General features: G+C 61.8%; 14 protein-coding genes. 10 read left to right on the forward strand and 4 right to left on the reverse strand.

All coding sequences use genetic code 11. The features are described from left to right. Positions 1-68: 68 nt before the first annotated feature. The 3 genes from aqpZ to nfi form a co-directional block, all read right to left on the reverse strand. The gene (gene aqpZ / locus ARC78_RS13035) at positions 69-788 is read right to left on the reverse strand and encodes an aquaporin Z (RefSeq protein ID WP_083468558.1); all 720 of its coding nucleotides are present in this window, start codon (positions 786-788) and stop codon (positions 69-71) included. A gap of 92 nt (positions 789-880) precedes the next feature. After that, entirely contained in the window at positions 881-1,741 is an 861-nt protein-coding gene (locus ARC78_RS13040) for a pirin family protein (RefSeq protein WP_057506450.1), read from the reverse strand. A 105-nt stretch (positions 1,742-1,846) separates the two neighbouring features. Beyond that, positions 1,847-2,548, reverse strand: coding sequence for a deoxyribonuclease V (gene nfi, locus ARC78_RS13045; protein ID WP_096144975.1), 702 nt, complete (start codon positions 2,546-2,548; stop codon positions 1,847-1,849). Between the two features lie 105 nt (positions 2,549-2,653). Here nfi and gpmA point away from each other — a divergent pair, with 105 nt between their 5' ends. The 10 genes from gpmA (at position 2,654) to ARC78_RS16675 (ending at position 10,290) form a co-directional block, all read left to right on the forward strand. Then, complete coding sequence (gene gpmA / locus ARC78_RS13050; protein WP_054660958.1) at positions 2,654-3,403, forward strand: 2,3-diphosphoglycerate-dependent phosphoglycerate mutase; 750 nt, start codon at positions 2,654-2,656, stop codon at positions 3,401-3,403. Between the two features lie 900 nt (positions 3,404-4,303). After that, entirely contained in the window at positions 4,304-4,636 is a 333-nt protein-coding gene (locus tag ARC78_RS16665; protein WP_145974341.1) for a hypothetical protein, read from the forward strand. A gap of 114 nt (positions 4,637-4,750) precedes the next feature. Next, positions 4,751-5,041 carry an excalibur calcium-binding domain-containing protein gene (locus tag ARC78_RS17040; RefSeq protein WP_083468437.1) on the forward strand — a complete coding sequence of 97 codons (291 nt, stop codon included), beginning with the start codon at positions 4,751-4,753 and terminating at the stop codon, positions 5,039-5,041. 142 nt (positions 5,042-5,183) lie between these two features. Beyond that, on the forward strand, positions 5,184-5,444 hold the full coding sequence (locus ARC78_RS13055) for a hypothetical protein (RefSeq protein WP_158499990.1): 261 nt from the start codon (positions 5,184-5,186) through the stop codon (positions 5,442-5,444). A 70-nt stretch (positions 5,445-5,514) separates the two neighbouring features. After that, on the forward strand, positions 5,515-5,892 hold the full coding sequence (locus tag ARC78_RS13060) for a hypothetical protein (RefSeq protein WP_054658407.1): 378 nt from the start codon (positions 5,515-5,517) through the stop codon (positions 5,890-5,892). A gap of 451 nt (positions 5,893-6,343) precedes the next feature. After that, the gene (locus ARC78_RS13065; protein WP_057506452.1) at positions 6,344-7,000 is read left to right on the forward strand and encodes an NADPH-dependent FMN reductase; all 657 of its coding nucleotides are present in this window, start codon (positions 6,344-6,346) and stop codon (positions 6,998-7,000) included. Positions 7,001-7,561: 561 nt separating this feature from the next. Then, positions 7,562-7,909: an antibiotic biosynthesis monooxygenase family protein gene (locus ARC78_RS13070; RefSeq protein ID WP_054658409.1), complete on the forward strand. Its 348-nt coding sequence runs from the start codon at positions 7,562-7,564 to the stop codon at positions 7,907-7,909. A 390-nt stretch (positions 7,910-8,299) separates the two neighbouring features. Beyond that, positions 8,300-8,722 (forward strand): hypothetical protein, encoded by a 423-nt coding sequence (locus ARC78_RS13075; protein ID WP_054658411.1) that lies wholly within the window; start codon positions 8,300-8,302, stop codon positions 8,720-8,722. Between the two features lie 802 nt (positions 8,723-9,524). After that, positions 9,525-9,746, forward strand: coding sequence for a hypothetical protein (locus ARC78_RS16670; RefSeq protein WP_145974343.1), 222 nt, complete (start codon positions 9,525-9,527; stop codon positions 9,744-9,746). 163 nt (positions 9,747-9,909) lie between these two features. Continuing rightward, a complete protein-coding gene (locus ARC78_RS16675) occupies positions 9,910-10,290 on the forward strand; it encodes a hypothetical protein (RefSeq protein WP_145974344.1) in 381 nt (126 codons plus the stop codon). Between the two features lie 526 nt (positions 10,291-10,816). On the opposite strand, the gene ARC78_RS13080 is transcribed toward ARC78_RS16675, so the two are convergent. After that, positions 10,817-11,437: an HD-GYP domain-containing protein gene (locus tag ARC78_RS13080; protein ID WP_054658413.1), complete on the reverse strand. Its 621-nt coding sequence runs from the start codon at positions 11,435-11,437 to the stop codon at positions 10,817-10,819. Positions 11,438-11,463: the final 26 nt, after the last annotated feature.

Here is an 11,463-nt window from a genome sequence, read left to right on the forward strand (position 1 = left end):
ATGTTTCAGATCACACAAAAAAGCGGCCCCGCCGGGGGCCGCTTCTGTCACGTGCTACCGGCAACGGCCTAGTTGTCGCTGCCGATCCACTTGTAGGCGATGCCGCCGATCATCGCGCCCAGGATCGGCGCCACCCAGAACAGCCACAGCTGGCTGATCTGCCCGGGGCCGGCAAACACCGCCACCGCGGTGGAGCGGGCCGGGTTGACCGAGGTGTTGGTGACGGGAATGGAGATCAGGTGGATCAGCGTCAGCGCCAGACCGATGGCGATCGGCGCGAAGCCGGCCGGCGCCTTGCCGTGGGTGGCACCCATGATCACCACCAGGAAGAATGCGGTCATCACCACCTCGCACAGGAACGCGGCCGCGACGCTGTAGCCGCCCGGCGACAGTGCGCCGTAGCCGTTGCTGGCGAAGGCACCGGCCTGGCTGCCGTCGATGGCGAAACCGGCATTGCCCTGGGCGATCTGCAACAGGATGAATGCCGCGGCCACGCCGCCCAGCACCTGCGCCACGATGTACGGCAGCAGGTCTTTGCCGGAGAAGCGGCCGCCGGCCCACAGGCCCACGCTCACCGCCGGGTTGAAGTGGGCACCGGAGATGTGGCCGAAGGCATAGGCGCCGGTCAGCACGGTCAGGCCGAAGGCCAGCGCCACCCCGTGGAAACCGATCCCCAGCGGATTGCCGTCGCCACCGAAATTGGCCGCCAGCACCGCGCTGCCGCAGCCGCCCAGCACCAGCCAGAACGTGCCGAGAAACTCGGCCGCCAGTCGCTTGCTCATATCCATGCGTGTTTCCCCTCGATTCCCCGGAGCGGGTGGTGGAAACATAAGCCAGCGGCGTGCGGGCGGCGTATTGAAAGCGTTAAGGCCGCGGCGGCTTAGGCCGGCAGCGGAATGAACTCCTTGTCATCGCCCGGAATCGTGCCGAAGCGGCCGGCCTGCCAGTCGTCCTTGGCCTGCTCGATGCGCTCCTTGGAGCTGGAGACGAAGTTCCACCACAGGTGGCGCGGACCATCCAGCGGCTCGCCACCCATCAGCATCGCCTTGACCGGGGTTCTGGCGCGCAGGCGCCCGCGCGCGCCGGCCTCGGGAAGCACCAGGTGCATGGCCGGCACATCCACCCCGTCCAGCTGCGCCTCGCCTTCCAGAATGTAGAGCGCACGCTCCACGTGGCTGGCGTCCAGGTCGATCTCCGCGCCCGGGTCCAGATCGATGGCCACATTCAAGGTGTCGGCAAACACCTGCACCGGCGATTCCTCGCCATAGGCGCGGCCGGCGATCACCCGCAGCAGCGCACCGTTCCGGCGCTGCTGCGGCAGCTGGCCGGCGCTGAAGTGGTGGAACGCCGGGACGGATTCCTCGTGCGACTTCGGCAGCGCGATCCAGGTCTGCATGCCGTGCAGCGGGTGGTCGTGGCCACGCTCGGCCGGCGGGGTGCGCTCGGAATGGGCGATGCCACGGCCTGCGGTCATCCAGTTCACATCACCCGGGCGGATGATCTGCTCCGAACCCAGCGTGTCGCGGTGGCCGATCTGCCCGGACCACAGGAACGTCACCGTGGCCAGGCCAATATGCGGATGCGGGCGCACGTCGATGCCCTGGCCGGGGGCGAACACCGCCGGGCCCATGTGGTCGACGAACACGAACGGCCCCACGCTGCGCGCCTGCAGGGTGGGCACCGCACGCCGCACCTGGAAACCGCCCAGGTCGTGCACGCGCGGATTGAGGATCGTGGTCATGGAAAACTCCCGGTTGCGTTGGGCCGCAGGATTGCACGGGGGCGGAGCGCTGTCCGTACCGGCCCGGAAACGGATTGTTGCGACAGGCCTCGCTCACCCTCGGCCTCACCCGGCCGGGGCGCGGCCATCGCGGCGCGAGGCCAGTCGGTCGGCCAGCCGGGTCGGCTCGGGCAGGCGGTAGCGCCCCAGGCAGGCCAGCACCAGCGAAAGACTCGTCGGGACCGACACCCGGTGGCCGGGCGAGACAAACAGGGAGTTGCAACGCGGCTTGCTGCGCAGCACCCAGCCGACCTGACGGTCCTTGTGCCACAGCGGGGTGTGATCGCCCCGCAGCGGGCCGGGTTCGTCGTAGTCGCCGACCAGCCGGCTTTTGGCCACGCCGATGCAGGGCAGCCCGCTAAGCACGCCCAGGTGCGCGGCGATGCCCAGGCCACGCGGGTGGGCGATGCCATGGCCATCCACCAGTACCAGCGCCGGAGCGGTACTCAACTGCTGCAGCGCCTGCCACGCCGCCGGCAGCTCGCGGAAGCTCAGCAGGCCGGGAATATAGGGCAGGGCGGTGGGCAGGCGCGCCACACGCGACTCCAGTGTCTGCAGGGTGTCGCCCTCCAGCAGCACCGCCGCCGATCGGGTGGTGCGGCCGGCGTCCTCGAAGCCGGTATCCACCCCGGCCAGCCGTGCGGGCAGGGCGGTGAGTACATCCTCCAGCGACACCTGCGCGGCAAGGCGGCTCTGCAGGGCCCGCAGCGCACGCAGATCTTCCGGGGTCGGCCGCTCGGGCAGCGGGGGCAAGGCGGTGTCGAGCATGCCGGCAGCATGGCACGGCCCCGATCAAGGCGGCGTGGCGTGCGCGGCCACTCCGCGTGAAGCGGCTACAATCCAGCGCCTACCCCACCTCCGGAGACCTCTGCTGTGACCCGTAAACTCGTGCTGTTGCGCCATGGCCAAAGCCAGTGGAACCTCGACAACCGTTTCACCGGCTGGGTCGATGTCGATCTCACCGAGCAGGGCCGCCAGGAGGCCGCCACCGCCGGCCGCTTGATGAAGGAAGAAGGGCTGCAGTTCGATGTCGCCCACACCTCCGTGCTCAAGCGTGCCATCCACACCCTGCAGGGCGCGCTGGCCGAGATGGGCCAGGACTGGCTGCCGGTTGCCAAATCCTGGCGTCTGAACGAGCGTCATTACGGTGGCCTGCAGGGCCTGGACAAGGCCGAGACCGCCGCCAAGCACGGCGAGGACCAGGTCAAGGTGTGGCGCCGTTCCTATGACATCCCGCCGCCGCCCATGGACCTGGCCGATCCGGGCCATCCCAGCCACGACCGCCGCTACGCCGGCCTGGACCGCAACGCGCTGCCGGCCACCGAATCGCTGGCCACCACGCTCGATCGCGTGCTGCCGTACTGGTTTGATGCCATTGCCCCGCAGCTCAAGGACGGCAAGACCGTGCTGGTCACCGCCCACGGCAACTCGCTGCGCGCGCTGTACAAGTACCTCAACAACGTGAGCAAGGAAGAAATCCTCGAGCTCAACATCCCTACCGGCATTCCGCTGCTGTTCGAGCTGGATGACGACCTGGCGGTGCAGTCGTTCCGTTACCTGGGCGATCCGGAAGCGGCCAAAAAGGCTGCCGAGGCCGTGGCCAACCAGGCCAAGGCCCGGTAAGTAACACGTCCTGCAATCCCCTCACGACACCCGGCCGATGCCGGGTGTCGTCGTTTACGGCAGCGCCGCCCCGGCGCGGCCTTCCGGTGTGCCGGGGCGCGCCGCGTTTGCACCCCCAAGCGGGGGCCGTCGCGTGGCACCGGTCGGCGCTGGCCGGTGCCGTGGCAGCGGCGCCCCCGTGCGGCTTTCCGGTAGACCGGCGCGCGGCGGCGTTGCACCAAAAAGGGGCATCGATGGCACTTGAAACGGCATCGATGCCGCTTTTTTCGCCATCGATGCCACTTTGACCGGCAACGTTGCCCCTTTTTGGGGCATCACTGCCGCTTTTTTCGGCACGCTTGCCCCTTTTTGGGGCATCGATGCCACTTTTTCCGGCAACGTTGCCCCTTTTTGGGGCAACGATGGCACTTGAAGTGGCAACGATGCCGCTTTTTTCGGCATCGATGAGACTTCTGTCTCAAAAGCAGGCGTTTCCGGGCTGCCCGTAGCCGCCCACAGCGGCGCGAACGGCTCCGGTTCCCCGTGCCGGACCCCACAACCGCTTGGAGCAGGCCCCAAAAGATCGCCCCGAAGGGCGGCGGGTTACTGCAAACGGCGCAGGCCGGCGCCACGTTGGCCTGGAAAACCGGCTGCCGGACCGGGCAAAACGACCCGGCCGGCTCAATCAGGCCACATACCGGCAGCGGCGTTACACCGGAGCATCGGGGGTCTAATCGATATGGCGACTTTCCTGCGGCATAACACCGGCCGCAGGCACCGGCCGGCCGTCCGGGGAAATAACGCAACCCCTTGAGCCGGCGCCGGATTTCCCCGGTTCACATCGTCGCAACCTGCGGCCATACTCCGCGCTACACCCCACTTTCGGGGTCTACTTAGAGTTAGGCGGCACAGCAAGCATCCATGAGCCTTAAAGACCATTCCTATCTCTTAATCCTCTTTGTGCCTTGTGCACTAGGTGCTGGTGGCTGGTACTTCACGGGCGAATGGTGGCCATTGATTCTTACTGTTCCAACGCTGCTCTTTGCGCTAGTCAGCGTAGATTTTTGGCTCGCAATGCGCTCAAAGTTTTACGCCAAGTGGACACGGAGCATAGGAAGCTTCATCGGCGAGGTTGCACCTGTTGTCGGCGGCTGCCTATTCTTGCTTGTCCTTGCTGGAGGCATGCTCAAGTCGTGCACTTCAAGCTCAGATCACTGTGGCGCGCAAGAGGCTAAGTATTTTGGGTGCGACTGAGTTGCACCAGCCCGAGTATCAAAGGTTGGTGCCTAACAATTCATTCAAGCCGATACCGCTTCGCGGCACGGCTTAATTCTGGCGTTAGGCCTTGCGAGCAAAGGGGATCGCAACGTGAAGAATCTAATCGTCCTAGCTATCCTCGCCGCCCTCGGTTGGTATGGGTACGGCAAGTACAAGGCCATAAGCACCGCAGAAGCAGCCATTGCTACGTCGCCCCCTGCGGCCGCTGTAGCACCGTCAAATGCTGCCCCAGTCGCAGCGAGGTTCAGTTGTGACGGAAGGACCCACTGCTCCCAGATGCGTTCTTGTGCCGAGGCCACTTACTTCGTACAGCATTGCCCCAACACCAAAATGGACGGCGACAATGACGGTGTGCCTTGCGAGAAGCAGTGGTGTCAGTAAGCGGCGCAAGGCCTAACAATTCATTCAAGCCGACGCCGCTTCGCGGCGCGGCTTAATTCCGGTGTTAGGCCGCGAGAGAAAGATGTTCTTAGACCTACCAACGGCCCTTACCAAAAACCTTGCCGATGCAGAGGCCGAGGTTATGTCTTGGTCCGCAGAGGCCCAGGAGCTAGTGCTCCGTATTCGCAAAGAGATCGGCTCGGAACATGGCTTACTTCGTTTCTACGGTGTCAGCCGCGTCGACCTCGCACCGCGGCTGACACTTGCAGGCCTCACGGTCAGCAATTCCACCGCCGGCGGGCTCGTGGCTGAGCCCGGAGAGACGGTATTTCACATCCATGAGGCGTGGGGCGCAAACTATTACGTGGTCGCGGACTCGCTCGCCTATGCAGTCGCGGCCTAACAATTCATTCAAGCCGACGCCGCTACGCGGCGCGGCTTAATTCCAGAGTTAGGCGACACGTGGAGATCCAATGAAGCCCATCTTGCTCGCGTTAGCATTCATCTGCGTCGCCAGTTTCAAGTTCTTCGCTGTCATGTCGGAGAGCGAGTTCGTTCCAGGGGCAATCATGTTCACCGCAATGTTTGGAGCACCACAGCTGATCTGGCTATGGTTCCTGCGCACACGCCCACTGAGCGATGGCCAGATCAGATCCGCAGCCTTTACGCTCACTGCCTTCCTCTTTACTTCCGTCCTGTTTGGGTCTTTTCCTGGCGTTTCGCGGCCATCCTGGGGTGGCGAGGGTCACTTTGAGGTTCCGGCTGCACTCCTCGTCGAGGGTTTCATCAGCGTTCTCGGAATTCTTTTATTCGTTGCGGGCGGGAAGCGGAAGAATGAGAGTGTCGCCTAACAATTCATTCAAGCCGATGCCGCTTCGCGGCACGGCTTAATTCTGGTGTTAGACAATGGCCGATAGACACTCAAGCTGCGCCACATGCGGAGAGCATATTGGCTTTTTAGGATTCATCTTAGCCTCAATTGGGAGCTTAAAAAGCTGGAGCGTACATTGCCCAAACTGCAAAGCTCGCAATCATATCCATCTATTAGCCTTTGCCATAATCTCCCCAATCGCAGCCCTGACCGCCACCGTCGCCGGCATAATGATCACCAATGGAGGAGACCCTGTATGGCTATCCATTGGCATTTCCGTATTTATTACACACCCTCTCATCCTTAGCACTCTTATATACTCATGGCTGCACATTGGATCGTTCCGCTCAACCATTGTCTAACAATTCATTCAAGCCGACGTTGCTATCGCAACTCGGCTTAATTCAGGCGTTAGGCCTCAGGAACCGGCAATGAAGGCCCTTCTTTTTCTCGGCTCCCGCCGTGTGTCATCCCCGCCTCAGCCCCCTCGACTCGGCGAACGCGTCGCTGCCTTCTTGGCGATGCATCTACGCGAGCGTTTTGAAACACAAGTGGTGGATCCGCTCGCCTACCCGGTATCGGAAGTGTTCAAGCCTGCCTTCGCTTACAACCGGGGAGCCAAGCCCCAACCGTTAGCCCGCCTCGAGGACCTTATTCGGGAGTCGGATGCCTACGTCATGCTGAGCCCCGAGTACAACCACTCAATGAGCCCGGCGCTTGCAGACCTGCTCAATCACTTCCCAAGCTCGGCGTTTTCATTCAAGCCAAGCCTCATCGCCACTTACTCCAGCGGCCAGTGGGGCGGCACCCGCGCGGCGGTGAACATGCGCTCCTTCCTAGCGGAACTGGGCTGTCTGCCCGTATCGGCCATGGTGCACTTCCCCAGCGCAGACCAGGTTTTCGCCCAGAACGGCGAGCTGTTGGAAGGGCAGGATCCCGCCAGATGGGAGCGGTATGCCGGCCGGGGGGTTGAACAGCTCTATTGGTGGGCGGCTGCCGCGTCTCATCAGCGGCAGGCGATTGATCCATTTGGGCTGTCGCCGGCCTTCTCGCGCACCCCCGCGGAGCGGAATGCGCCAGAGGCCTAACAATTCGTCCAAGCCGACGCCGCTTCTCGGCGCGGCTTAACTCAGATGTTAGTCGTCAATAAAAATGGCCGCAATTTGTGCAAAATGCAAAAAGCCTCTCTCAGTTACCGTCTGGGATCTTCTGCCTTACGGCATTTTCGACCAGGTTGAGATAAGGTGCTTAATCTGTGGAATTAAAAATCGCCTTCCGCGGCCACTCACAGTCATTGCCGTGCCAATCGCTGCACTTACTGCACTGACACTATCTGTTGCAACCATTCCAAACAATGCATCCACATCTCTTCGGTCAATTGTAATTTTTATTGCAGCCTTAAGCATCGCGTACGCCCTAATAGTAAACGTCATTCTCCGGCTTTATATATTACTCACTAATCGCCCGTTCATCGTGCCACCGCGTGACGGCTAACAATTAATTCAAACCGACGTTGCTGCCGCAACGCCAGTAACGGGGTCGGGTTGAGTTCTGTGGGATGTAAAAGTGAACCCGATCCCGTTCTTGCTCCTCTGTTGTTGTACCGATATCCCGTTCGCCAGTTCATCAGACATCAGGTGCCATTTGACATGACAGCGACAAACGCATCTTCTGGGCCCGGTTTTGCAGTTCTGTACCGCTGGCGGCTTCACTCCGGTTCGGAAAGTGCTTTCATCGAAGCGTGGTCCAAGGTGTCCGGGTTACTGCGCTCGGAGCGCGGTTCGCTTGGTTCCCGGTTGCATCGGGGGGCCGATGGCCTCTGGTACAGCTACGCCCAGTGGCCCAGCGCGGAAGCGCGTGATGTGGCGTTCGCATTGGGGTCCGTTGATCCCGTGGCCAGTGCGCAGATGGCAAAGGCTGTTTCGGAGCGTTTTCCGGAGATCGTTCTCGACCCGGTCGCCGACTTCATGCTGCCAATGGGCGCGGATGGTTCCTGAGGATGGGTTCCACTCGATGTCGCGTCACCACCCCGGTTTGATTCCCCCATAACCGTTCTATGGAAACCTTCAAGTAGCGGGGGCAGGTTGAGTTCCATGGCATGTAAAAGGGAACCTGGCCCGCTCGTTTAGAGGTAGGGGATTTGGGATAGATGATGCTTCCAACTTTGGTTCTAGCCGGTATCAACCCGTGGTCGGCACCGCATCCGGCAGTGATGAGTGCGCGTGAACGGTCTTCAATACCGTCTTACCAGGTACTGTGTTCACAGGCACTCTCCGGCGTTCATCGAAGAACGCCTGACAATTCGTCCAAGCCGACGCCGCGTCGCGGTACGGCTTAATCCAGGTGTTAGCTGTCCGAGCACGTTCATCCGCGACTTGGGAGTAGATATGAATGCACCACCGAAGTGGTTGAAGCCTGTAGCGGTGCTTGCCTTGCTTTGGAATCTTCTCGGCCTGGCTGCCTTCGGCCTGGACCTGAGTCTGTCCGCTGCTGATATCGCAAAGCTGCCAGCGGCGCAGCAAGAACTCTATGCCTCTCGCCCGCTCTGGGCCGTAGCAGCCACGGCACTGGCTGTAATCGCCGGGACTTTAGGCTCGGTTGGGCTGCTGCTTCGTAAGCACTGGGCGTTTCCTGTATTTGTTGCCTCGCTGCTTGGGATCCTGCTGCAGGATCTCAACTTGTTCGTCCTTACGGACGGCGCGCGGCTGGGCGGCCCGGCGGTGATGGCAATGCAGGGCGTAGTGCTGGCGGTTGGAATCGCCTTGGTCCTGTTGAGTCAGAAAGGCGCCAAAGCCAGCTGGCTGGCATAGTCGCGGTCAGCTGAAAATTCATCCCAGCCGACGCCGTTTTGCGGCGTGGTTTAACGCAGGTGTCAGGCCTCATGTTCAAGAGAATCGCGCTCATTGCCATTGTGTTGCTACTGGCCCTGGCCTAAGGCTACTTCATCTATGCCGTACAACACGGCGCTGCTGATGCATTCACGGGAGCCTGGAGCAGCTTCAACGTCACTCAATCAGGCTATTCGCAGTTCGTATTTCGCACTATCAAATGGTGGTGGGCCTTGCCTGGACTCTGCCTGCTTGTTGTCGGCCTTGCCACATGGAGGCCTACCGCTCGTCATGTCGGCTTTGCATTGGCTTTCAGCTTCATCGGTACTGTTGCTTTGTACTGGTCTGCATACGCACCCTCGCTGTTCATCCGCGTATAAGGCCTAACCGTTCATTCAAGCCGACGCCGCTGCGTAATGCGGATTAACTCCGGCGCCAGCCGGATTTGGAGGATTCGTGCAAAAGGATGACTACTGGTTTCCCGCAAAAAAATACGGCTGGGGTTGGGGGTTCCCCGTCAAATGGCAAGGTTGGCTGGTTCTTTGTGCCGCAGTTGCACTTCTCGTTGCAGCTTTTTTCTTGTTTCCTCCGGCCAGCAATATCGTTGGCTTCATGTGCATGACATGGACTGTCCTTCTCGTGCTTGTTTTCATCTGCTGGCTTAAGGGCGAGAAGCCACGATGGCGCTGGGGCTAGTACAGGCCAGCTGACAGTTCATTCCATTAATTCAATGCGATGCCCTGAACGGTGCGGCTTGACTCAGGCGTCAGGTGGCAGGAGAGCCATGAAAATTTTGACTTCAGCAATGCTTGTTGGCGGCGTGGCTGGTGGACTGGGGGTCTTGCTGCTGGGCCTGCTCATGCCGCGCAAGTCATGCCCCAAATGCGATGCGGTGCTGCCGCGCTTTCGCAAACCCGCGAATGGTCGCGAGGCAATGCTTGGAGGTTGGTCCTGCGCGTCTTGCAATGCAAAGATTGGCCGCAATGGCAAGTTGATTCAGGACTAGCGAAACGTCCGGCGTGCCGGAGAATGTGTTCAAGCCGAAACTTCATCGCCACGTCAACACCATGGCAGAACGAGCTGGCCATGTTGCCGGCCACGCGCTGCCCGCCGGCGTGACGTGGGTGTTAGGGTTGACGGGCAGCAATCCCACAACCTGGAGGTGCACGATGAAAACTGTAGCCGTATTCCTGTTTCTGACCAGCGTTTCGCTGGGGGCATCGGCTGGCATACCAGAGCGCGTTCAGTTCACTGGCACTCTGCAGTTTGATGATTCTGCGCCGGTTACCCTTGATTTGCAGTTGCCATCCAGACAGGCCGCCAGGCTTCGCCTTTCCGATGGTTTCACACTTGAGCTTGCGACGCCGGGCAACGCTGTCAGCGTTGATAATGCACTGATCAGACTCATCGCCCCCTCAGGCGAGATCATGCATACCGCGGCGATTCCGGACTCCGGCCTTGCCAGCACTTCATTTGCTTATAGGGTTTGCGCGGGAGAGGTTACATACCTCAGTCCGGCACCGGCAGTCGTGCCAGCATGCGGGAAGTGAGCCCTGGCAGTTCATTCGAGCCGACGCCATTTCGCGGGTCGGCTTGACTCCGCCACTGTCCTGCAGAGTCTGCGGCTCCGGCCTTCGCAAAACTTCATTCCGCAGTTATCACGTTAGCGGGCATCGAGGATGGCTGGAAATTTGCGTGTGAATGCCATCTGCGCGACCTTGCCCGGCGTTCCTCGCATGCGTGGAACGTTGCCGTTGGTGGCCCTAGCCAGGCGCCAGCCATCTTCACGAACGGGGCCGCGATGTGGCGCCGTTTACCGATAGCCACGTGTGCGTGCGGCTCACCACTGACGCGTAGGCTTGGGCCAACTTCCGTGCCCTCGGCGCGCTCTCGATACTGCCTTCCTTGGCTGCCGCCCCCGGATGCGTGGCCGGTGTGCCGATGGCCGGCACCGACCGGGATCGCGGGGGGATGTGGTGGCTGGCGCACACGGTGTGCGGAAAACAGAAGGCCCGGCAGTGCCGGGCCTTCTGTATGTCACTGCGGCGACGGCCATCGCGGCGCGGTGACCGGGTGTCAGACTTCTTCCAGTGCGCCGGCCTGGATGATCCGGGTGAATTCGTGGAACACGTCCGGGTCGATCAGCCGGCCCTGTTCCTCGGTGAGGATGCCCATGGCGCGCGAATGCGGCATGGGGCCGCGATAGGGACGGGCCGAGGTCATCGCATCGTAGCCGTCGGCGATGGTGAGGATGCGCGCTTCCAGCGGGATATCGCCGCCTTTCAGGCCGTCCGGGTAGCCACTGCCATCGAAGGCCTCGTGGTGGTGGCGGATCAGGCGGGCTACGTGGTCCGCATCCTCGCGCCCGGTGGCGCGGAACAGGCGCGCGCCGCGTTCAGGATGGGTGCGCATCGCCCGGCATTTTTCCTCGTCCAGACGGCCCGGATGCAGCAGCACGTCATCGCGGATGCCAATTTTGCCGACATCGTGGAAACGAGCGGCCAGCACCAGGTGGCCTAGGCGGTCCTCGGACAGGTCACAGCGCTTGCCCAGCGCCAAGGCCAGCTGCGAAACCCGGTCACAATGGATATCGGTGTAGCTGTCGCGCTGATCCAGCGCGGCGGCCAGCACCTCGATGGCGCATGAGTTGTCTTCCGGAGGGATGGAAAGTCCCACGGGTGAGGAAATAGATGGCATCAGTACGGAGCCGGGGGGGGACGGCC

Origin of the sequence: Stenotrophomonas pictorum JCM 9942 (assembly GCF_001431585.1) — a bacterium.
Classification (GTDB): domain Bacteria; phylum Pseudomonadota; class Gammaproteobacteria; order Xanthomonadales; family Xanthomonadaceae; genus Stenotrophomonas; species Stenotrophomonas pictorum.